This window comes from Sphingomonas sp. Root710, from assembly GCF_001429065.1.
Lineage (GTDB): Bacteria > Pseudomonadota > Alphaproteobacteria > Sphingomonadales > Sphingomonadaceae > Rhizorhabdus.
Genome location: NZ_LMIB01000016.1, coordinates 285,246 through 305,972, shown reverse-complemented (window position 1 = coordinate 305,972; position 20,727 = coordinate 285,246). Strand labels below are relative to the sequence as shown.

Annotated in this window: 19 protein-coding genes; 10 read left to right on the top strand and 9 right to left on the bottom strand. The window is 67.7% G+C overall.

Annotated features, from left to right (window positions below):
• Nucleotides 1–16: 16 nt before the first annotated feature.
• Nucleotides 17–1,363 carry a PLP-dependent aminotransferase family protein gene (locus ASE00_RS18785; RefSeq protein ID WP_056383174.1) on the top strand — a complete coding sequence of 449 codons (1,347 nt, stop codon included), beginning with the start codon at nt 17–19 and terminating at the stop codon, nt 1,361–1,363.
• Between the two features lie 153 nt (nt 1,364–1,516).
• Here ASE00_RS18785 and ASE00_RS18780 read toward each other — a convergent pair whose 3' ends face one another.
• On the bottom strand, nt 1,517–2,071 hold the full coding sequence (locus ASE00_RS18780; RefSeq protein WP_056383173.1) for a hypothetical protein: 555 nt from the start codon (nt 2,069–2,071) through the stop codon (nt 1,517–1,519).
• Nucleotides 2,072–2,257: 186 nt separating this feature from the next.
• Between ASE00_RS18780 and ASE00_RS18775 the strand changes: the two genes are divergently transcribed.
• Entirely contained in the window at nt 2,258–2,815 is a 558-nt protein-coding gene (locus ASE00_RS18775; protein WP_056383171.1) for an outer membrane protein, read from the top strand.
• A gap of 77 nt (nt 2,816–2,892) precedes the next feature.
• Here the strand turns inward: ASE00_RS18775 and mutS are convergent, their stop codons facing one another.
• Nucleotides 2,893–5,490 carry a DNA mismatch repair protein MutS gene (gene mutS / locus ASE00_RS18770; RefSeq protein WP_056383169.1) on the bottom strand — a complete coding sequence of 866 codons (2,598 nt, stop codon included), beginning with the start codon at nt 5,488–5,490 and terminating at the stop codon, nt 2,893–2,895.
• Nucleotides 5,491–5,632: 142 nt separating this feature from the next.
• Here mutS and ASE00_RS18765 point away from each other — a divergent pair, with 142 nt between their 5' ends.
• Nucleotides 5,633–7,909 carry an NADP-dependent malic enzyme gene (locus ASE00_RS18765; RefSeq protein ID WP_056383167.1) on the top strand — a complete coding sequence of 759 codons (2,277 nt, stop codon included), beginning with the start codon at nt 5,633–5,635 and terminating at the stop codon, nt 7,907–7,909.
• Between the two features lie 201 nt (nt 7,910–8,110).
• On the opposite strand, the gene ASE00_RS18760 is transcribed toward ASE00_RS18765, so the two are convergent.
• Complete coding sequence (locus ASE00_RS18760) at nt 8,111–8,848, bottom strand: hypothetical protein (RefSeq protein WP_056383164.1); 738 nt, start codon at nt 8,846–8,848, stop codon at nt 8,111–8,113.
• A gap of 116 nt (nt 8,849–8,964) precedes the next feature.
• Here ASE00_RS18760 and recF point away from each other — a divergent pair, with 116 nt between their 5' ends.
• The 4 genes from recF (at nt 8,965) to ASE00_RS18740 (ending at nt 14,728) form a co-directional block, all read left to right on the top strand.
• Complete coding sequence (recF, locus tag ASE00_RS18755; protein ID WP_056383388.1) at nt 8,965–10,035, top strand: DNA replication/repair protein RecF; 1,071 nt, start codon at nt 8,965–8,967, stop codon at nt 10,033–10,035.
• A gap of 123 nt (nt 10,036–10,158) precedes the next feature.
• Nucleotides 10,159–11,637 carry a class I adenylate-forming enzyme family protein gene (locus tag ASE00_RS18750; RefSeq protein ID WP_056383162.1) on the top strand — a complete coding sequence of 493 codons (1,479 nt, stop codon included), beginning with the start codon at nt 10,159–10,161 and terminating at the stop codon, nt 11,635–11,637.
• Between the two features lie 111 nt (nt 11,638–11,748).
• A complete protein-coding gene (gyrB, locus tag ASE00_RS18745; protein ID WP_056383160.1) occupies nt 11,749–14,235 on the top strand; it encodes a DNA topoisomerase (ATP-hydrolyzing) subunit B in 2,487 nt (828 codons plus the stop codon).
• A gap of 4 nt (nt 14,236–14,239) precedes the next feature.
• Nucleotides 14,240–14,728, top strand: a complete 489-nt coding sequence (locus ASE00_RS18740; RefSeq protein ID WP_235538740.1) for a YaiI/YqxD family protein — start codon at nt 14,240–14,242, stop codon at nt 14,726–14,728.
• A gap of 153 nt (nt 14,729–14,881) precedes the next feature.
• On the opposite strand, the gene ASE00_RS18735 is transcribed toward ASE00_RS18740, so the two are convergent.
• From ASE00_RS18735 to ASE00_RS18715, 5 genes are all read right to left on the bottom strand, one after another.
• On the bottom strand, nt 14,882–15,406 hold the full coding sequence (locus tag ASE00_RS18735) for an SRPBCC family protein (protein ID WP_235538739.1): 525 nt from the start codon (nt 15,404–15,406) through the stop codon (nt 14,882–14,884).
• Nucleotides 15,407–15,427: 21 nt separating this feature from the next.
• Entirely contained in the window at nt 15,428–15,955 is a 528-nt protein-coding gene (locus tag ASE00_RS18730) for a DUF1993 family protein (protein ID WP_056383386.1), read from the bottom strand.
• Nucleotides 15,956–16,070: 115 nt separating this feature from the next.
• Nucleotides 16,071–16,391 carry a hypothetical protein gene (locus ASE00_RS18725; protein WP_056383156.1) on the bottom strand — a complete coding sequence of 107 codons (321 nt, stop codon included), beginning with the start codon at nt 16,389–16,391 and terminating at the stop codon, nt 16,071–16,073.
• A 31-nt stretch (nt 16,392–16,422) separates the two neighbouring features.
• Nucleotides 16,423–17,022, bottom strand: a complete 600-nt coding sequence (gene wrbA / locus ASE00_RS18720; RefSeq protein ID WP_056383154.1) for an NAD(P)H:quinone oxidoreductase — start codon at nt 17,020–17,022, stop codon at nt 16,423–16,425.
• Between the two features lie 69 nt (nt 17,023–17,091).
• Nucleotides 17,092–17,790, bottom strand: a complete 699-nt coding sequence (locus ASE00_RS18715; protein ID WP_056383152.1) for a pirin family protein — start codon at nt 17,788–17,790, stop codon at nt 17,092–17,094.
• 115 nt (nt 17,791–17,905) lie between these two features.
• On the opposite strand from ASE00_RS18715, the gene ASE00_RS18710 reads away from it, so the two are divergent.
• The 3 genes from ASE00_RS18710 to ASE00_RS18700 all read left to right on the top strand — a co-directional run bounded on the left by ASE00_RS18710 (nt 17,906) and on the right by ASE00_RS18700 (nt 20,027).
• Entirely contained in the window at nt 17,906–18,823 is a 918-nt protein-coding gene (locus ASE00_RS18710) for a LysR family transcriptional regulator (RefSeq protein WP_056383150.1), read from the top strand.
• 73 nt (nt 18,824–18,896) lie between these two features.
• A complete protein-coding gene (locus tag ASE00_RS18705; RefSeq protein ID WP_056383148.1) occupies nt 18,897–19,154 on the top strand; it encodes a DUF3297 family protein in 258 nt (85 codons plus the stop codon).
• A 6-nt stretch (nt 19,155–19,160) separates the two neighbouring features.
• Nucleotides 19,161–20,027 carry an aldose 1-epimerase family protein gene (locus ASE00_RS18700; RefSeq protein WP_056383146.1) on the top strand — a complete coding sequence of 289 codons (867 nt, stop codon included), beginning with the start codon at nt 19,161–19,163 and terminating at the stop codon, nt 20,025–20,027.
• A 42-nt stretch (nt 20,028–20,069) separates the two neighbouring features.
• Here the strand turns inward: ASE00_RS18700 and ASE00_RS18695 are convergent, their stop codons facing one another.
• On the bottom strand, nt 20,070–20,558 hold the full coding sequence (locus ASE00_RS18695) for an Hsp20 family protein (protein ID WP_056383144.1): 489 nt from the start codon (nt 20,556–20,558) through the stop codon (nt 20,070–20,072).
• Between the last annotated feature and the right edge of the window lie 169 nt (nt 20,559–20,727).

The following is a 20,727-nucleotide window of genomic DNA, read 5'->3' as shown; positions in this document are numbered from 1 at the left end:
ATCCGGACTTCTATCCATGCAAAGCTGGCTGGAGCGGCTGCCCGACGGCCCGGGCCCCAAATATCTCGCCATCGCCGACGCGATCGAACAGGCGGTGCGCACCGGCGCGCTGCGGCCCGGCGAGCGGCTGCCGCCGCAGCGTGCGCTGGCCGATCAGCTCGGGGTCGACCTTACTACGGTCACCCGCGCCTATGGCATGGCGCGCGACGCCGGGCTGATCGAGGGCGCGGGGCGGCTGGGCAGCTATGTCCGCAACAGCGCGGGGCTGCCGCTCGCCGATCTGACCGGCGACAACGGCATGATCATGCCGCCGCAGCCCGGATCGGCGCTGCTGCCCGAGGCGATCCGCACCGGCATGGCCAGGCTGTTGCGCGCGGGCGGCCAGTCGCCGCTGCTGCAATATCAGCCGAGCGGCGGGGCCCTGCGCGACCGGCAGGAGGCGGCGGCGGCCTTCGCCCGGCGCGGGGTTGCTGCGCGCGATGAGGAGGTGATCGTCACCGCTGGCGGACAGAATGCGCTCCACGCGATCATCGGCACGATGTTCGCGCCGGGCGACGTCATCTGTACCGGCGAATCGACCTATCCCGGCCTGCTCGCGCTCGCGCGGCGCTTCGGCCTGCGCATCCGCACGGTGCGCGGCGACGGCGACGGGCTCGATCCCGATGCGATTCAGGCGGCGGCGCTCGACGGCGCGAAGGCGGTCTATCTGGTCCCGACCAACGACAATCCGACCAGTGCGACGCTCGACATCGAACGGCGGCTGTGGCTGGCGGCGATCATCCGCCGCCACGGGCTGATCCTGATCGAAGACGACGCCTATGGCCAGCTCCCCGCCAAGCCGCTGCCGCCGCTCGCGGCGCTCGCCCCCGAATGCAGCTGGCATATCGCCAGCGCGTCGAAGATCATCTCACCCATATTGCGGGTCGCGCATGTCCGCGCGCCATCGGCGGCGGCGGCCGGGCGGCTGGCGGGGGATATTCACGAGACCGCGATCATGGCCCCGCCGCTCAACGCCGCGCTGGTGACATTGTGGCTGCGCGACGGGCTGTTCGGCGAGCTGGTCGCCAAGGTCCGCGCCGAGGGGATGGCGCGCCAGCGGATCGCCGCGCCCTATCTGAGCGGGATCGACCATGAAGCCCACCCCGAAGGCTATCATATCTGGCTGCGCCTGCCGCCGGGCGCGGACCCCGCCGCGCTTGCCGCGCGGCTGCGCCCGACCGGACTGTCGATCGTGCCGGGGAGCGCCTTCGCGGTCGACCCCGCCGCCGCCGCACCGGCGTTGCGCATCTCGATCGGCGGGGCGATCGGCCATGTCCGGCTGGGCCAGGCCTTTGCGGAGCTGCGCGCACTTATTGAAAATTGACCGTCATGCTGAACTTGTTTCAGCATCCACCAGGCCACGCGAGCGGGGCCGAGACAGGATGAAGCGCTTTCGCAAGAGCCTGCCGGTTCACGCCAAGCCATCCGAGTGGATGCTGAAACAAGTTCAGCATGACGATGATAGTGTCGGATAGTGTTATTGCAGCACCGGCCCCGGGCGATCGAGCCGGGAGATCGCCCGGTCGATGCCCGACAGCGCGGCGCGGCGATCCTCTTCGGCCATGCCGCGCGCTTCGGCGACCGAGGCACGGGCCTCGACCAGCGCGGCGCGCACCTCGGCGGGGACAGCGCGAAACGCCGCCGCCCGCTCGGCAAAGGCGGCGTTGCGCGCTTCGGCGGCGGCAGCGAACGCCTCCTGCCGGGCTTCGGCGGCCTCGGCCATCGCCTCGCGCTGCGCCTCGATCGCCTCACGCGCGGCGTCGCGGGCGGCCTCGCGCGCCTCGGCGACGGCGGCGCGGATCTCGGCGCGATCGGCGGCGCTCAACCGGCCTTCGGAAATGAGGACATCGCGCGGCGGCAGCGGCGCTGCGGGCGGGGCGGGTGGCGTCGGCGCGACGACAGGCGCGGGCGGGACAGGAGGAATCGGGGCGACATGGGGCGCGGTGCTTGCCGCATAGGCCCCGCCGATCACCAGCGTGACCAATGCCGCCCCCGCGGCCAGACGGGTCGCCCCGGACATCTGCTTGCTCATATCGGTCCTCCAGCTGAACGTCGGGGGGAGGCTTTGGCCGGACAGGCCCCGGCGGCAACGCGCTTTCGATGAACCTACGGCGCGGGTGGACGAACGATAGAAATTGCCTCCACGGTGGATGCGTCTGCATTTGCCCGCCATTTGCCGGGTGCCGTAACGACCCTCCGGAAAATCCGGGGGAAACATATGAAATATTTGGTTGGTGCGGCGCTGGTGATGGCAGCCTGGGCGACACCGGTGCTGGCGTCCGATGAAGTGACCTATCGCGTCGAGGCTCATGGCGGCTGGGACCGCGTGACCGTCGGCGGCGGTGGTGACGAGGGCATCACCTACGGCCTCGCGGTCGGCGTCGATATCCCGCTGGGATCGGTGGCTTTCATCGGCTTCGAGGGCAGCGCCGACCTGTCGACGACCAAAGAATGCTTCGGCAGCGTGGCTTTCGGACGTTTCTGCGAGAAGGCCGGCCGCGATCTCGGTGCGGTCGTGCGTGTTGGCGTCAACGTCAGCAAGGGACTCAAGCTCTATGCGCTCGGCGGCTATAGCAACGCGCGGATCACCGACAGCTTCACCTCGACGATAGGCTCGTCGAAGGTCTCGACCAATGGCGACGGCTACCGGCTGGGCGCAGGCGCCGAGATCAAGCTTGGCAAGGCAGCCTATACCAAGCTCGAATATCGCTACAGCAACTATGAAGCGGGCTATGCCCGGCATCAGGTGATCGGCGGCCTCGGCCTGGCGCTGTAAAGGCGACTGCCAGACCTTCGCTCGCCCATGTCACCCTGGGCTCGACCCGGGGATGACGAAACGCAGGAGCGATCCCGTCATGCCTCGCTCTCCCGCGCCAGCGCCTTGAGGCGATAGACGATATCAAGCGCGTCGCGAGGGGACAGCGCGTCGACGTCGATCGTCTCGATCTCGGCGCGCAACGGGTCGGGCGCGGCCTCTTCGATCTGCGCGGCGGCGGCGAAGAGGGGGAGGTCGTCGAGCCCGGCGGCAAGCCCTCCGGTCGCGGCGCGGCCCGCCTCGAGCTTCTTGAGCACATCGCGGGCGCGGGCGAGCACCGGGGGCGACAGGCCCGCGAGCTTGGCGACCGCGATACCGTAGCTGCGGTCGGCGGGGCCGTCGGCGACCTCGTGGAGCAGCACCAGCTCGCCCTTCCACTCACGCGCGCGGACATGGTGGAGCGACAGCGCGTCGAGCCGCTCGGCGAGACGGGTCAGCTCGTGATAATGGGTCGCGAACAGGCAGCGGCTCTTATTGATGTCGTGCACCGCCTCGACCACCGCCCAGGCGATGGCGAGGCCGTCATAGGTGGAGGTGCCGCGCCCGACCTCGTCGAGGATGACGAAGCTGCGCTCGGTCGCCTGCGCCAGGATCGCGGCGGTCTCGACCATCTCGACCATGAAGGTCGATCGCCCGCGCGCCAGATTGTCCGACGCGCCGACCCGACTGAACAGCCGGTCGACGATGCCGAGCCGCGCCGATGTCGCGGGCACCGGGCTGCCCGCCTGGGCGAGGATCGCGATCGCGGCGTTCTGGCGCAGGAAGGTCGATTTACCGCCCATGTTGGGGCCGGTGACGAGCCACAGCCGCCCCTGTTCGCTGAGGCAGCAATCATTGGCGACGAAGCGCGATCCCTGCGCCGCCACCGCCGCCTCGACCACCGGATGCCGCCCGCCGCGTATGTCGAAGCAATTATGCGGTTCGAAGACGGGCCGGGTCCAGCCGCCCTCGGCGGCGCGTTCGGCGAGGCCCGCCGCGACATCGAGCCGGGCGAGCGCGTCGGCGGTCGCGGCGATCGGGGCGGTGCGGGCGAGCACCTTCGCGGTCAGCTCCTCGAGATGTGCGGCCTCGGCGGCAAGCGCATGCGCCCCCGACTGGCCGACGCGCATCGCCTGTTCGTGCAGGTCGGTGGCGTTGAAGCGCACCACCCCGGCAAGGGTCTGGCGATGGGTGAAACCCGAATCGGCGGCCATCAAAGGGTCGGCATGTTTAGCCTGCACCTCGATATGATAGCCGAGCACGCCGTTATGCTTGATGCGCAGCGAGGCGATGCCGGTTTCGGTGCGGTAGCGCGCTTCCAGCGCGGCGATCGCCTTGCGTCCCTCGCCGCCCTGACCGCGCAGCACGTCGAGATCGGCGTCATAGCCCTCGGCGATATAGCCGCCCTGCGCCGCGTCGATCGGCGGGGTCGCCACCAGCGCTCGGCGGAGCAGATCGACCAGATCCTCATGGCCGAGAAAGGCGGGAAGGAGCTGGCCGAGCAGGCCGGGCATCGGATCGGTCCGCTGGAGCAGCCCGTGAAGACCCTGCGCCTGTTCGAGGCCGTCGCGGAGCTGGCCGAGATCGCGGGGTGATCCGCGCCCGGCGACGAGGCGGCCGAGCGCGCGGCCGATGTCGGGCAGCGCGCGCAGGGCAGAGCGCATCCGGTCGCGCAATGCCCCGTCACGCTCAAACAGCGCGACGAGGTCGAGCCGTTCCTCGATCATGCCGATATCGGTGAGCGGCGCGGAGAGATCGGCGCCGAGCAGGCGCGCGCCCGCGCCGGTCACGGTGCGGTCGATCGAATCGAGCAGGCTGCCCTTGCGGTGGCCCGCCTGGCTGAGAGTGATCTCCAGGCTTTCGCGGGTCGCCGCGTCGATCATCATATGATCGGCGACGACGCGGCGGCGCGGCGGCTGGAGGAAGGGCAGACTGCCCTGTCCGGCACGGTCGAGATAGGCGATCAGCGCCCCTGCCGCCGCCAGTTCGGCACGGGTGAAGGCTCCGAAGCCGTCGAGCGTCGCCACCCCGAGCAGCCGCTTGAGCCGCTCCTCGCCGCGCAACGAGTCGAAATTCTCACGCGGCCACACCACCGCACCTTCGGGAACCTCGTCGAAATCCTCGGGGATGACGATCTCGGCGGCGTCGAGCCGCGCCAGTTCGGCGTCGAGCGCCGAGGGGATCAGCGCCGCGATCTCGAACCGGCCGGTCGAGATGTCGGCGGCGGCGATGCCGAGCCGCCGGTCCTGCCCCTGCCCGCTCGCCGCCACCGCGACCAGCCAGTTGGCGGCGCGCGCATCGAGCAGGGCTTCCTCGGTCAGCGTGCCCGCGGTCACCACGCGGACGATCGCGCGCCCGACCAGCGCCTTGGAGCCGCCGCGCTTCTTCGCCTCGGCCGGGCTCTCGGTCTGTTCGGCGATCGCGACGCGGTGCCCCGCCTTGATCAGCCGGGCGAGATAGCCCTCCGCCGAATGGGCCGGGACGCCGCACATCGGAATCGGCTGCCCATCATGTTCGCCCCGTGCGGTCAGCGCGATGTCGAGGCAGGCCGAGGCGATCTTCGCGTCGTCGAAGAACAGTTCGAAGAAATCGCCCATCCGATAGAAGAGCAGGCAATCGTCCGCCGCCGCTTTCAGCGACAGATATTGCGCCATCATCGGGGTGGGAGCGGACATCGATGGTGCCGTATCGTTTTTTGCGCTTTGGGCCATTTCCGGGTTGATAGCGGCTTGTCGACTCCCCGGCGATACCCCACAAGCGTGCCGGGCAATCAATTACAGGCGCCGAGGGGGCCGGACCATGAGCAAAGATGACAGCAAAGACACGCGCGTTCAGTTTTCGGACCGCGAGGCGCTCTTCTTCCACTCGACCGGACGGCCGGGCAAGATCGAGATCGTCGCCACCAAGCCGATGGCGACCCAGCGCGACCTGAGCCTCGCCTATTCCCCCGGCGTCGCGGTCCCGGTGAAGGCGATCGCCGCCGATCCGTCCACCGCCTATGACTATACTGCGAAGGGCAATCTCGTCGCCGTCATCTCGAACGGCACCGCGATCCTCGGCCTCGGCAATCTCGGCGCGCTCGCGTCGAAGCCGGTGATGGAGGGCAAGGCGGTGCTGTTCAAGCGCTTCGCCGACGTCGATTCGATCGACCTCGAGCTCGACACCGAGGACCCCGAAGCCTTCATCAACGCGGTGGCGCTGCTCGAACCGAGCTTCGGCGGCATCAACCTGGAGGACATCAAGGCTCCGGAATGCTTCATCATCGAGCAGGCGCTCAAGGAGCGCATGAACATTCCGGTGATGCATGACGACCAGCATGGCACCGCGATGATCGCGGCGGCCGGCCTGATCAACGCCGCCTATCTCACCAAGCGCGACCTGAAGGACATGAACGTCGTCGTCAACGGCGCGGGCGCGGCGGCGATCGCCTGCACCGAGCTGATCAAGGCGGTCGGCGTGTCGCCCGACAAGGTGCTGCTGTGCGACTCCAAGGGCGTGGTCTATCAGGGCCGCACCGAGGGCATGAACCAGTGGAAGTCGGCGCATGCCACCAAGACCGACCGGCGTACGCTGGCCGAGGCGGTCGCGGGCGCGGACGTGTTCCTGGGCCTGTCGGTCAAGGGCGCGCTGACGCCTGAGATGGTCAAGTCGATGGCCGATCATCCGATCGTCTTCGCGATGGCGAATCCCGATCCGGAGATCCTGCCGCCCGACGCCAAGGCGGCGCGCGACGACGTGATCATCGCCACCGGCCGGTCGGACTTCCCGAACCAGGTCAACAACGTGCTGGGCTTCCCCTTCATCTTCCGCGGCGCGCTCGACGTGCGCGCGACCGGCATCAACCAGGAGATGAAGATCGCCGCCGCCCGCGCGCTGGCCGAACTCGCCCGCGAGCAGGTGCCCGAGGAAGTGGCAGCGGCCTATGGCGGCACCGCGCCGCGCTTCGGCCGCGACTATATCATCCCCGCGCCGTTCGATCCGCGCCTGATGGAGGTGATCCCCGCCGCCGTCGCGCAGGCGGCGATGGATACCGGGGTCGCGCGCAAGCCGATCCTCGACATGGGCGCCTATAAGGACAGCCTGAAAGCGCGCCTCAACCCGACCACCTCGGTCCTCACCCTCGCCTCCGAAACCGCGCGCGCGCATCCCAAGCGCGTCGTCTTCGCCGAGGCCGAGGAGGATGTGGTGCTGCGCGCCGCAATCCAGTTCAAGAATCTCGGCTATGGCACGCCGGTGCTGGTCGGCCGTGATGACGTCCCCGACAAGCTGCGTGCGCTGGGCGTCGACGATGTCGACAGCTACGAGGTGCACAACAGCCGCTCGTCGCCGCTGATCGAGAAGATGGTCGACTATCTCTACGACCGGCTCAAGCGCCGTGGCGCGTTGCGCCGCGAGGTGCAGGCGCTGGTCAACCAGGACCGCAACATCTTCGGCGCGCTGCTGCTGGCGCTGGGCGAGGCCGACGCTATGGTGACGGGCACCACCCGCACCTACAGCCAGACCTTCCGCCAGGTCCGCCGCGTGCTCGACCCGGTCGAGGGACGCAAGCCGTGCGGCATCCACCTGTTCGTCGGGCAGAGCCACACCACCTTCATCGCCGACACGACCGTCACCGAACGGCCGACCGCCGAGGAGCTGGCCGACATCGCCGAACAGACCGCGTCGGTGGCGCGCCGCATGGGCCATGAGCCGCGCGTCGCCTTCCTGAGCTATTCGACCTTCGGCAACCCCCCGGGCAATTATCTCGACCTCGTCCGCGGCGCGGTGGCGCTGCTCGACGAGCGCGGCGCGAGCTTCGAATATGAGGGCGAAATGGCCCCCGACGCGGCGCTCAACCCGCAAATCCAGAAGCTCTACCCGTTCAACCGCCTGTCGGGACCGGCCAATGTGCTGGTGATGCCCGGCCTGCAGTCGGCCAATATCTCGGCCAAGCTGCTGCGCGAACTCGGCAAGGGATCGATGATCGGCCCGATGCTGGTCGGCATGGAAAAGCCGGTCCAGATCGCGACGATGTCGTCGAACGCCGCCGAAATCCTGACCCTCGCGATCCTCGCCGCAGCAGGCATCGCACATTGATTTGGAAGCCCCTCTCCCTTCGGGGAAGGGGCTTTTCCCAGACCGTCATGCTGAACTTCTTTCAGCATCCACCAGGAGCCTTGGGGCGAACCGGGCCATGGTTCGAACGTTCGCGGCAGGAACCTCTATGCCGCCTCCCGCCTCCCGGTGGATCCTGAAACAAGTTCAGGATGACGCGGTAGTGTGAGGGTTCTCTCACGCCTACTTCCCGGGCGCGTCGCTCTTCTTCTCCATCAACAGCTTCATCGCCGCGACGAGCTGCGCAACGCTCTGCGGCTGCGCGGGCAGGCGGAAATAGGCGCCGGGAAAGGCGGCCTTGCCCGCGAGGTTGAGACGGAAGCGGCCGCCGACGTCGATCGGCGTACCGAGTGCGAAGACGCTGTTGGTCTCGGCGATCAGCGCGGGGGCCATATCGCCCATCAGCGGCGCGGCGGGCACCAGCGCTGCGTGCATGAACTGTTCGAGGACCTTGCCGACCGGCTTCAGATCGGCGTCGGTGCAGATCAGATAATCGGTCGCCTTGTTCGGATCAGTGCTGTCGAAACCGCGGACATGGTAGACATGGCCGGTGCGCCCCCCGGCTTCGCCTAACTCGCCCTTTTCGATGCGCAGCCTGCTGGGCGGCATCTGCGCCTTGTCGAAAAGGCCCTTGAAGATCGGCGGCAGCACCTGGTCGATCGCGGTGGCGACATCCTTCAGCCGTGCGACGGTCGGCTTGCCGCCCTCGATGTCGACGATGAAGAACTCGCCGCCGATCAGCAGGCCATAATCCTCGCTGCCGACCTCGGCGATCCGCGCGTCGCCATTGTCATGGACGTCGATCTGCAGCTGCTTCGACTGGCGCACGTCGATATAGACCGCGCGCAGCCCCGCCTGCGCGGCGGTACCGGCGACGAGCAACAGCGCCGCGCCGATGATCATTCCCATGGTGCGGCGCATATGCGGTCCTTCATCCGGTTCGAACGTTGCTTAGCCCCTCAATTCCCATCCGTCATCCCGCCCAAGAGGAAGCCTCGCGCTTCCCCTTTGGCGTCAAAACCGCCAACAAGGGCGCGATGACCGTCGCGCGCCTGATGCTGACCGATTTCCGATCCTACCCGTCCGCGACGATCGCGGCGGGGCCGGGCTTCGTGGTGCTGACCGGCGAGAATGGCGCGGGCAAGACCAATATCCTCGAGGCGATATCGATGCTGGGGCCCGGCCGGGGCTTGCGCGGCGCGGCGCTTAGCGAGATGGCGCGGCAGGACGGAGACGGCGGCTTCGCGGTCGCCGCCGAGCTGGCCGGGGACGTGCGGATCGGCACCGGGACAAGCGCGGGCGCGCCCGACCGGCGGCAGGTGCGGATCAACGGCGCGTCGGCGTCCGCCACCTCGCTCGGCGAATGGATCGCGCTGCTCTGGCTGACCCCGGCGATGGACCGGCTGTTCACCGAGGGCGCGGAGGCGCGGCGGCGCTTCCTCGACCGGCTCGTCTTCGCAACCGAGCCCGGCCATGCCCATCATGCCAGCCGCTATGACGCGGCGATGCGCGCGCGCAACAAGCTGCTGGCGCAGGAGGGGCGGCCCGACATCGCATGGCTCGACGCGCTCGAGGCCCAGCTTGCCGAGCATGGCAAGGCAGTGGCGGCCGCGCGCGCGCGGACCGTCGCCGCGCTGGCCGATCGCATCGCCGCCGAACCCGACGCCCCCTTCGCCCGCGCATCGCTGGCGATCGAAGGCTGGCTGCCCGGCGGAACCCCGCTGATCGACGAACTGCGCCAGGGCCGCGCCCGCGACGCCGCCGCCGGCCGCACCCTGGCGGGCCCGCACCGCCAGGACCTCGCCGTCACCCACGCCGCCAAGGGCCAGCCCGCGGCGCGGGCTTCGACCGGCGAACAGAAGGCGCTGCTGCTCGGCCTCGTCCTCGCCCATGCCGATCTGGTTGCCGAACGGCGCGGCCAGCGCCCGGTGCTGCTGATGGACGAGGTCGCCGCCCATCTCGATCCGGTCCGCCGCGCCGCCTTGTTCGACCGGCTCGCGCAGAGCGGCGGCCAGATCTGGCTGACCGGCACCGAACGCGCGCTGTTCAACGGCATCGCGGAGGCGACATGGCTGGCGGTCGAAGCCGGGCGGATCGAGCCTCGCTGACATAGGGCGAAGATCGCACGCTCCTGTTGCAACTCCGCACAATTCCGAAGCGCGGACGACTATCCCGCGCGGGGCGCAGTCCTTACAGCGGGGCGCCAACGTGCATATTTTAAAGCGGGTGTTGTGGTGCTTATCGACCGGATCGACCTATGGGCGGCGCGAGACGCGGAACGCATCGCGCTCGTCCACAATGGGGTGAAGACCAGCTACGGCGCCTTTCGTGTCGCAATTAGCGCGGCGATTGCGGCAGTCGCCAACGCGGAGCCACCACGCGGCACCGTTGCCGCGATAGCCATTGGCAACATGTTCCAGGCATGGCTCGCCGCGCTCGCCGTGCGCGCCGCCGGGCTGCACAGCATCGCGATCCGCGACGTCGGCCAGATCGCGGCGCTCGATATTCGCGACCTGTCCTGCATCGTCACCGTGCAGGGCGAGGACAGGATAGCGGCAAACGCGGCGCTGCCTCCCGGAATCCGGGTCATCGTCCTGCCCGGCGACGTCCACCGGCCAGCGGCGATGCCGGCCGATCGTGCGCCCGATCCGGCCCGCCGGATGGGCGGCCATATCCTGTGCACCTCGGGCACGACGGGCAGCTACAAGAAGGTGTTCGTCGATCCCGCCTTCGAAGCGGTTCGCAACGAATGCCGCGCCGCGGAACTCGGCATCACCCGCGACAGCGTGTTCAACGGGGTCAATTTCGGGCTGTGGACCGGCGCGGGCTATAAGCAGCCTTCGGCGCTATGGCATGTCGGCGGCGCGGTCATATTCGATCAGCGCCCCGACTTCATCGACCATGTCTTTGATCATGGCGTCAACGGCGCCTCGCTGCTGCCCGGCATGTACCGCCGGCTGCTGGCCTCGCCCGCACTCCCGCGCGGCGGCGCGGCGCGCACCGATCTGCAGCTCTTCGCCAGCTCGGGCTTCCTGCCGCTCGCGCTGGCCGAGGGGATCGTCCGCGACATCACCCCCCGGCTCGAAATATTGTACAGCGCGACCGAGCTGACCCGCACCCCGCTGCGCGCCACCTTCACCGGGAAGGACGATCTCGCCTGGCTCGCCGCCGCCGACAACGGCCTGGCCGAGGTGGTGCGCGAGGATGGCGCGCCCTGCGCCGCCGGGGAGGAAGGCTTTCTGCGCTTCGGCATCACCGAGCTCGACGCATCGGCCTATCTCGACAATGACGCGGCCAGCGCAACGGTGTTTCGGGCGGGCTGCTTCTATCCGGGCGACATGGCCGTCCGCCGCGCCGATGGCCGGATCCGCATTCTCGGCCGCGTATCCGACGTGATCAACCTGCGCGGCAACAAGGTCGCAGTCGCGCCGATCGAGCAGAGCCTGCAGCGGATGCTCGACGCCGAAGATGTGTGCCTGTTCGCCCATCTCGGCGAATCCGGCCGCGAGGAGATCCTCGTCGCGGTGCAGGCGGCAGCGCATGCCAGCCGGGCGACACTGGCCGCCGCCGCGGAGCGCTTTGCCGGCTATGACGTCAGATTTTCCTATTTCACCCATTTTCCGCGCAACGACACCGGCACCCAGAAGGTCCGTCGCGCCACGCTCAGGAATATGGTGATCGGCCGCACTCGCCAACTCGGCGCGTCCTGACCCTGCGGGTGTTCGCGCCCGCCCCGCAGCCGCCCCGGCCCGCCGCCCGTGCGACGATCTTCGCGAGCGCTTTTTCTTGGGTTTTATGACAGCCGCCGCTATAGGCTGGGCATGACGAACGAAACCGAGAATTCCCCCAACACAAACAGCTATGGCGCCGATTCGATCAAGGTCCTGAAAGGCCTCGACGCGGTGCGCAAACGCCCCGGCATGTATATCGGCGATACCGACGACGGATCGGGCCTCCACCATATGGTGTTCGAGGTGTCGGACAATGCGATCGACGAGGCGCTGGCCGGGCATTGCGACCGGATCATCATCACGCTGAACCCCGACGGATCGGTTTCGGTCGAGGATAATGGCCGCGGCATTCCGACCGGCATCCATGCCGAGGAAGGCGTCTCCGCCGCCGAGGTGATCATGACCCAGCTTCATGCGGGCGGGAAGTTCGACAACACCAACGACGCCAATGCCTACAAGGTGTCGGGCGGCCTGCACGGCGTCGGCGTGTCGGTGGTCAACGCGTTGTCGGACACGCTAGACCTCACCATCTGGCGCGACGGCGAAGAACATTACATGCAGTTCGCGCGCGGCGACGCGGTCGCCCCGCTGAAGGTGGTCGGTCCCGCCAACGGAAAGAAGGGTACCAAGGTCACCTTCCTGCCATCGCCCGAGACCTTCAAGATCACCGAGTTCGACTTCGAGAAGCTCGAGCACCGCTATCGCGAGCTTGCCTTCCTCAATTCGGGGGTCCGCCTGTTCCTGGCCGACGAGCGCCATGCCGAGCGCAAGGAGGTCGAGCTGTTCTATGAGGGCGGGATCGCCGCCTTCGTCAAATATCTCGACCGCACCAAGGTGCCGCTGATGCCCGAGCCGGTGGCGATCAACGGGCAGCGCGACGATGTCGGCATCGACGTCGCGCTCGAATGGAACGACAGCTATTATGAGCAGGTCCTCTGCTTCACCAACAATATCCCGCAGCGTGACGGCGGCACCCATCTCGCCGCGTTCCGCGCGGCGCTGACCCGCACCCTCAACAATTATGCCGACAAGTCGGGCATGTTGAAGAAGGAGAAGGTCACGCTGACCGGCGACGACATGCGCGAGGGGCTCACCGCGATCGTCTCGGTCAAGCTGCCCGATCCCAAATTCTCCTCACAGACCAAGGACAAGCTGGTCTCGTCCGAGGTGCGCCAGCCGCTCGAAAGCCTGATGGCCGACAAGCTGGCCGAATGGCTGGAGGAGAATCCCGCGCATGGCCGCGCGATCATCCAGAAGGTGATCGACGCCGCCGCCGCGCGCGAGGCCGCCAAGAAGGCGCGCGAGCTGACCCGGCGCAAGGGGGTGATGGACATCGCCTCGCTGCCCGGCAAGCTGGCTGACTGCCAGGAGCGCGACCCCAGCAAGTGCGAACTCTATCTGGTCGAGGGCGACTCGGCCGGCGGCTCCGCCAAGCAGGGGCGCGACCGCGTCTATCAGGCGATCCTGCCGCTCAAGGGCAAGATCCTGAACGTCGAGCGCGCGCGTTTCGACCGGATGCTCTCGTCGAAGGAAGTCGGCACGCTGATCCAGGCGATGGGCACCGGCATCGGCCGCGACGATTTCAACCTGGAAAAGCTGCGCTATCACAAGATCGTGATCATGACCGACGCCGACGTCGACGGCGCGCATATCCGCACGCTGCTGCTCACCTTCTTCTACCGGCACATGAAGCCGATCATCGAGAACGGCCATCTCTATATTGCCCAGCCGCCGCTCTATAAGGTGTCGAAGGGCCGCTCCGAGGTCTATCTGAAGGACGACGCCGCGCTCGACGAATATCTCGTCACCGCGGGCCTCGGCCTGATGATGCTCGAAGGGCCGGGCGGTTCGCGCTCGGGCGACGATCTGCGCCAGCTGGTCGACCATGCCCGCCGGATGCGCTCACTGATGCGCTTCGTGCCCAAGCGATACGATGCCGCGCTCGTCGAGGCGCTGGCGCTGACCGGCGCGCTCGACCCCCAGGCCGGCGACGAAGGCCATCGCGCCTCGGCCAAGGCGGTTGCCGCCTGGATGGGCCGGATCGATCCCGAGGCTGTGTGGTCGGGCGATCTGTCCGAGGATGGCGGCTATGACCTGCGCCGGCTGTGGCGCGGGGTGACCGACGTCCACCTGATCGATCCGGCCTTCATCCGCTCCGCCGAAGCGCGCAAGCTCCACGCCCTCGCCGCCGAGCAGGCCGAAAGCTATCAGCAGAGCGCCCGGCTCGTCACGCTGCGCAGCGCAGCGGCGGCCACCCCGTCCGATCAGGATGAGGACGAACCCGTTGCCGATACGCGCGGCACTGCGATCCACCAGCCTTCCCAACTGCTCGAGGCGATCCTGACGGCGGGCCGCAAGGGCATGTCGGTGCAGCGCTACAAGGGTCTGGGCGAGATGAACGCCGAGCAGCTATGGGAAACCACGCTCGACCCGGCCAACCGCGCGATGCTCCAGGTCGAGGTCGCACAGGCAGACGTGGCCGACGAGATCTTCACCCGCCTGATGGGCGATGTCGTTGAGCCGCGCCGCGAGTTCATCCAGGAGAATGCGCTGAGCGTTGCCAATCTCGACGTCTGATCCAATGTCGTCTGGCGCGACATCCGGCCTGCGCATCCTCGTCGATGCCGACGCCTGCCCGGTGAAGGATGAGATCTACAAGGTCGCCTGGCGGCACGAAGTGCCGGTGACGCTGGTGAGCAACCAGCATCTGCGCATCCCAGAGCATTCGCTGATCGGCAAGGTGGTCGTCGGCAGCGGCTTCGACGCCGCCGACGACTGGATCGCCGAGACGAGCGGGCCGGGGGCTATCGTGATCACCGCGGACATCCTGCTCGCCGACCGCTGCATCAAGGCGGGAGCGGCGGTGATCTCCCCCACCGGCAAGCCCTTCACCGCCAACTCGATCGGCGTGGCTGTCGCAACCCGGGCGATCATGGCCGATCTGCGAGCGGGCGCGGTAGGCGAGGGGATCGGCGGCCCCGCCCCGTTCAGCAAGGCGGACCGTTCACGCTTCCTTCAAGTGCTCGACGAAGCGGTGGTGAAGGGGCGGCGGGTTTTTCCAAAACCATGAATAGGCCGTCATGCTGAACTTGTTTCAGCATCCACTGGGCCGCTCGGGACGAGCCAGACGATGGTTCGGGCGTTGGCCGCAGGAGCCTCAAGGCATTCTCCCGCCTCCCGGTGAATGCTGAACCAAGTTCAGCATGACGGAGAGAGGGAATCCCTACTTCTTCTCCACGAACGCCTTGAGCCGGTTCAATTGACCGCCCATCACCTCGTCGACGACCGGCGCCATCGCCGCCCCGCCGCCGGGGATATAGCCGCCGACCGCATAGCTCTGGTTGATCTGGGTGCCGCCCGGCACCGGCTTCATCGTCCATTCGAGTGCGCCCGAGACGCCCATCGTCTGAAAGGGGCCGAGCGCGCCGCGCAGGCGCAGCACCTGCCCAGGCTGGACGAATATGACGCGCATATGCTCGACCTCACCCTTGCTCGCCGGCAGCGTCTCGCAGAAGCAGCCGCCGACCACGGGTTCGAGCCGGATATTGGCGCTGTCCTTCGACCAGCTATGCTCCGGGTTCCACCAGCGGCCCGGCGTCAGCAGCGCCGCCCAGACCTTTTCGGGCGGGGCAGCGATCACCAGCGTCGTGGCGACGTGGAAGCCTTCGGTCGCGGCGGCCTTGACCTCGGCCGCCGCCGGCGCGCCCAGCCCGAGCGCCAGCGCCCATATCATTCCGAACCGCCGCATCATCTTCCCCCTTTTCGCGCTTCAGCCCGGGCGCGTCAGGTCCATCGGGCCGAGATAATCGAGCTTGCCGATCGGCGCGCCCAGATGCCGCATGATTCCGTAGGCGGTGACGGCATGGAAGAAGAAATTGGGCAGGCCGAAATCGCGCACATAGCTCGCTCCGGTGAAGCGCAAGGTGATCGTCGGCAGCTTCAGAACGATCTCGACATCCTCGCGCCCGTCGATCGCCGACGGGGGAACGCTGTCGAGATAGGCGATCGTCCGATCGAGCCGATCCAGAAGTTCGGCGGCTCCACTCTCGGTGTCAGGCATCGACGGCGCCTCGCCGCCCGACAGCCGCGCCGCGAGATTCTTGGCGGCATCGCTGGCGGTCTGGATCTGGCGGGTCAGCGCGAACATATCGGGGGCGAGCCTGCCGTCCAGCCAGTCCGCTTCAGCCGTTCCTTGCGCCGCGAAATGATCGGCCGTCTTGGCCAGGCACCCCCGCAGATTGACCAGCGCGCGGCGCACGGGCGGGATCGCGGCGGTGTGGAGCGTGGTAGCGGTCATCATGCGTCCTTCATGATCGAAAGGCTCCCGATAGCAAACCGCCCGCTCCCCGCGAAGGGGAACGGGCGGCGCTTGCCACGGACTAGGGGGGTAGCGTCCGCGGCGGAAAGGACGATCAGCGGGCGATCAGCGCCACCGCCGAGATCTGGCCGGGATCGAAACCGAACTCGACCAGCCGGTTCTTGAGATCGGAGACGTCGGCACGGGCGCGCACCCGTCCGACGAAGCGGCGCAGCGTTTCCAGCCGGGGATCGGCCAGCGGCAGTTTCGGGCGGATGCCCGTGCTGCCCTCGATCCACCGGCTCAGCCAGCCGCGGCGCTCGATGGAGCCCGATTCCGCCTCGCGCATCGCCAGGCTCACGACCTTCCACTCGAGCGCCGAAAGGGTCGGCGTCGCGGCTTGGGTTGCGGAGCGGCTCTGCGCGGGCATCGTCATGACTTCCTCCAATGTCATCCTGCTTATCGGCTCAACCGAACAGCTTCGCTGTGATCTCGGCCACATGGCGGCCCTGGAATTTCGCACCTTCGATCTCGGTCGCACTGGGCTGGCGCGAACCGTCGCCGTCGGCGATCGTGGTCGCGCCATAAGGCGCGCCGCCCTTGACCTCGTCGACGCCCATCTGGCCCTGGAAGCTGTAGGGCAGGCCGACGATCGTCATGCCGAAATGGAGCAGGTTGGTGATGATCGAGAAGAGCGTGGTCTCCTGCCCGCCATGCTGGGTCGCCGACGCGGTGAAGGCCGCGCCGACCTTGCCGTTGAGCGCGCCGCTCGCCCACAGCCCGCCCGCGCCGTCGAGGAAGGCCGCCATCTGGCTCGACATCCGGCCGAAACGGGTGCCGGTGCCGACGATGATGGCGTCATAGTCGGCCAGTTCGGCGACGGTCGCGACCGGGGCCTTCTGATCGAGCTTGAAGTGATTCTTCTGGGCGATCTCCAGCGGCACCGTCTCGGGCACGCGCTTGACGTCGACCTGCGCCCCGGCGCTGCGCGCGCCTTCGGCAATGGCGTCGGCCATCGTCTCGATATGGCCGTAGGTCGAATAATAGAGGACGAGGATCTTGGACATGGTGGTTACTCCGATAGGCATTGACGGAAAGGACCGCCCCGAGCCTTGGCCCGGGGCGGAAAAGTTGACTTACGCCACGTCGACCAGGACGATTTCGGCCTCGTCGTTCGCGGTGATCCGGATCGTGTCGAGATCCGAGATCGCGACCCCGTCACGCGGGTTGACCGCGACGCCATTGACCTCGATGCGGCCGCGCGTCGGCACCAGATAGGCCTTGCGGTCGCGGCCGATCGGCTGATCGACACTCTCTCCGGCGTTCAGCGTCGCGCCCAGCACCCGGGCATTGGCCCGGATCGGCAGCGCATCGCCATCGCCCTTGATCCCGCTCGCCAGGGTGACGAAACGGCCGGCGCGGTCGCCCTTGGGGAAGGGCCGGGCACCCCAGCTGGGCTTTTCGCCCTGCTTGTCGGGGATGATCCAGATCTGGAAGAGGGTGGTTTCGATATCCTCCTCATTCTTCTCCGAATGGACGATGCCGGTGCCCGCCGACATCACCTGGACGTCGCCCGCCTCGGTGCGGCCTTCATTGCCCAGGCTGTCACGATGGGTGATCGCGCCGCTGCGGACATAGGTGATGATCTCCATGTCGTTGTGCGGATGCGGCGCAAAGCCGGTGTGCGGGGCGATCGCGTCGTCGTTCCAGACACGCAGCGCGCCCCAATGGACCCGGGCCGGATCGCGATAATCGGCGAAGGAGAAATGATGTTTGGCGTTGAGCCAGCCATGGTTGGCGCCGCCGAGCGTGGAAAAGGGACGGACTTCGATCATCTCAGTTGCTCCTTGCTTGCCGCCGCAGCGGCCGTTGGGAGCAATCTAGGCTTGCACGCCGGCAAATAAATGGAGATGATCGAAACCTATCGTTTCCAAAAATGGCGGCATTCCGATGGCGCATCTTCCCGATTTCGAAGCTTGGGCGATCTTCGCGAAGGTCGCCGAGCTGGGCAGCTTTTCCGCTGCCGCCGACGAGCTGGCGCTGTCCAAGGCCACCATCTCGAAGGCGGTGTCGCGGCTCGAACAGCGCCTCGCCGCGCCGCTCTTCCACCGCAGCTCGCGCAAATTGTCGCTCACCGACAGTGGCCAGGTCGCCCGCGAGCGCGCCGCCCAGCTGCTCGCCGATGGCGAGGCGATCGAAGACGCGATCTCCGAACGCGGCGCCGCACCGCGCGGCCTGGTCCGGCTGGCCGCGCCGATGTCGTTCGGCATCGCCCATCTCGGGCCGATCCTGCCACTTTTCCACCAGGCCTATCCGGACGTATCGGTCGAGGTTCATCTGTCCGACGAGCGGATCGACCTGATCGAGCAGGGCTTCGACATCGCTCTGCGGATCGGGGAACTCGAGGATTCGGCGCTGAAGGCGCGCCGGCTGTTCCCAGTGCGGCTGCCGCTGGTCGGCGCGCCGGCGCTGTTCGACCGGCTGGGCCGGCCCGAGCATCCGCAGGACCTCGCCCGCTATCCCGCCTTTCTCTACACCCACACCCGCACTGCGGGACGCTGGTATTTCCGCCATGCCGAACAGGGTGAGGTCGCGGTCGAGGTCAAAGGCCCGATACGCAGCAACAATGCCGATGTGCTCCTCGACGCGCTGATCGCCGGAACCGGCATTTCGCCGCTGCCCGATTTCCTCGCCTGGCGCTGCCTCGCCGACGGGCGGCTGGAGGAGGTGCTACCCGACTGGACCGCCAACGCCAACCGCGCGCTCTATGTCGTCACCCCGCCGACCGCGATGCGGCCCGCGCGAGTGAAGGTGCTGATCGACTTCCTCGCCGCCGCCTTCCTCAAGCCGCCGTGGATGACGGCGTGATCGTCGACGAGAGCGTAGCGGTTCGCCGCAAAGCTGGCTAAGAGGCGGCCAGTCCCAGCATCCGGAAGCCATTATGACCGATACTCTCCCTGACCGTCTCTCGATCAACCCGGCCAGCCCGCATTTCAACGGCGAGCTGCTCGAGCGCGGCATCGGCATCAAGTTCAAGGGTGTCGAAAAGACCAATGTCGAGGAATATTGCATCAGCGAGGGCTGGATCCGCGTCTCGGTGGGCAACACCCGCGATCGCAAGGGCAATCCGCTGACGATCAAGCTGAGCGGGCCGGTCGAGCCCTATCTGAAGGACGCCGCCGAGAGCACCGAAGGATAATAGCCGATGGCGTTCCGCATCGCATCGGACCGCCTGACCGCCGAGATCTCGCCCGATGGCGCCGAGCTCCGGCGGCTGACAGATGGCGCCGGCCGCGACTGGCTGTGGGACGGCGATCCCGCCTTCTGGGCGGGGCGCGCACCGGTGCTCTTCCCGATCGTCGGGACGCTGCGCGACGACCAATTCCGCTGGCAGGGGCGCGACTATCACCTGCCGCGCCACGGCTTCGCCCGCCGCCGAACCTTTACGCTGGTCGAGCAGGGCGGTGACGGCGTGATCCTTCGCCTGGAATCGGACGACGAGACCCGCGCCGCCTGGCCATTCGACTTCACCCTCGACATGATCTTCACGGTGCGCGGCGCAACGCTGACGATGACCGGGCGGATCGCCAATCACAGCGACGGGCCGATGCCCACGAGCTTCGGCTTCCACCCCGCGCTGCGCTGGCCGCTGCCGGGTACGCCCGGCAAGGCGGGGCACAGCATCCGCTTCGCCAAGGCCGAGCCCGCGCCGATCCGCCGCCTGGGCGGTGACGGGCTGCTCGACCCTGCGCCACGCCCGACTCCGGTAGAAGGCGATATTCTCCGCCTCGACGACACGCTGTTCGCCGAGGACGCACTGATATTCGATCGCCTGGAGAGCCGCGCGCTGACCTATCAGGGTCCCGGCGGTGCGCGTGTAGCGGTCGATTTCGAGGGGATGCCGTATCTGGGCCTGTGGATGAAGCCGGGCGCTGGCTATCTGTGTATCGAGCCTTGGCAGGGTTTTTCCGACCCGGCCGGCTTCGAAGGCTCACTCGACGAGAAGCAAGGCATGGTGACGATCGCGCCCGGGGTGAGCCGCAGCTTCACGATGGCGATCACGATCGGATGATCGAAAAGGCCGGCGGTTCCGCGACCGCCGGCCTCGTGCGGATCAGGCCGCCTTGGCCTTGCCCTTGAGCTTGGGCAGTAGGCCGCCGCTCCGATCGTTGGCGGGTGCGCCGATCTCGATCCGGCGCGGCTTCATCGCCTCGGGGATTTCGCGTTTCAGCGCGATCGTCAGCAGGCCATTGTCGAACCGTGCCGACTGCACCTCGATGAAGTCCGCCAGCTGGAAGCGCCGTTCGAACGCCCGGTTGGCGATGCCGCGATGGAGATAGCGGCCCTGATCGGACCCCGCCTCGTCCGCCTTGCAGCCGCTGACGAGCAGCTGGTTCTGCTGCGCGGTGATCTCGATCTCGTCGGGGCGGAAGCCCGCGACCGCCAGGGTGATGCGATAGCTGTCCTCGCTCACCTTTTCGAGATCATAAGGCGGAAAGCCATCGCCGAGATCGGTGCGGACGCCGGTTTCGAGCATGTCGAACAAGCGGTCGAAGCCGACCGTCGAACGGCGATAGGGGGAAAAGTCAAAATTGGTCCTCATATCCAAATCCTCTTCTGAGCAATCTGAGCATGAGAAACGCCGGAAAGAGCCGGCGCTCTCTCGTTCCCGCCGGGCCCTTTGCGGCGCCCGGCGCTGGACGAGATAGTTTCGGCCGCGATGGCTTCAAGACCCCAAAAAAAACCTGTGCGAGAATTTTTGTCGTATCGGA

Bases quoted from the DNA above. Each gene is read 5' to 3' on its own strand.
- ASE00_RS18785 (WP_056383174.1), top strand. From the start codon at position 17: ATGCAAAGCTGGCTGGAGCGGCTGCCCGACGGCCCGGGCCCCAAATAT.
- ASE00_RS18780 (WP_056383173.1), bottom strand. From the start codon at position 2,071: ATGAGCAAGCAGATGTCCGGGGCGACCCGTCTGGCCGCGGGGGCGGCA.
- ASE00_RS18775 (WP_056383171.1), top strand. From the start codon at position 2,258: ATGAAATATTTGGTTGGTGCGGCGCTGGTGATGGCAGCCTGGGCGACA.
- mutS (WP_056383169.1), bottom strand. From the start codon at position 5,490: ATGATGGCGCAATATCTGTCGCTGAAAGCGGCGGCGGACGATTGCCTG.
- ASE00_RS18765 (WP_056383167.1), top strand. From the start codon at position 5,633: ATGAGCAAAGATGACAGCAAAGACACGCGCGTTCAGTTTTCGGACCGC.
- ASE00_RS18760 (WP_056383164.1), bottom strand. From the start codon at position 8,848: ATGCGCCGCACCATGGGAATGATCATCGGCGCGGCGCTGTTGCTCGTC.
- recF (WP_056383388.1), top strand. From the start codon at position 8,965: ATGACCGTCGCGCGCCTGATGCTGACCGATTTCCGATCCTACCCGTCC.
- gyrB (WP_056383160.1), top strand. From the start codon at position 11,749: ATGACGAACGAAACCGAGAATTCCCCCAACACAAACAGCTATGGCGCC.
- ASE00_RS18740 (WP_235538740.1), top strand. From the start codon at position 14,240: ATGTCGTCTGGCGCGACATCCGGCCTGCGCATCCTCGTCGATGCCGAC.
- ASE00_RS18735 (WP_235538739.1), bottom strand. From the start codon at position 15,406: ATGCGGCGGTTCGGAATGATATGGGCGCTGGCGCTCGGGCTGGGCGCG.
- ASE00_RS18730 (WP_056383386.1), bottom strand. From the start codon at position 15,955: ATGACCGCTACCACGCTCCACACCGCCGCGATCCCGCCCGTGCGCCGC.
- ASE00_RS18725 (WP_056383156.1), bottom strand. From the start codon at position 16,391: ATGACGATGCCCGCGCAGAGCCGCTCCGCAACCCAAGCCGCGACGCCG.
- wrbA (WP_056383154.1), bottom strand. From the start codon at position 17,022: ATGTCCAAGATCCTCGTCCTCTATTATTCGACCTACGGCCATATCGAG.
- ASE00_RS18715 (WP_056383152.1), bottom strand. From the start codon at position 17,790: ATGATCGAAGTCCGTCCCTTTTCCACGCTCGGCGGCGCCAACCATGGC.
- ASE00_RS18710 (WP_056383150.1), top strand. From the start codon at position 17,906: ATGGCGCATCTTCCCGATTTCGAAGCTTGGGCGATCTTCGCGAAGGTC.
- ASE00_RS18705 (WP_056383148.1), top strand. From the start codon at position 18,897: ATGACCGATACTCTCCCTGACCGTCTCTCGATCAACCCGGCCAGCCCG.
- ASE00_RS18700 (WP_056383146.1), top strand. From the start codon at position 19,161: ATGGCGTTCCGCATCGCATCGGACCGCCTGACCGCCGAGATCTCGCCC.
- ASE00_RS18695 (WP_056383144.1), bottom strand. From the start codon at position 20,558: ATGAGGACCAATTTTGACTTTTCCCCCTATCGCCGTTCGACGGTCGGC.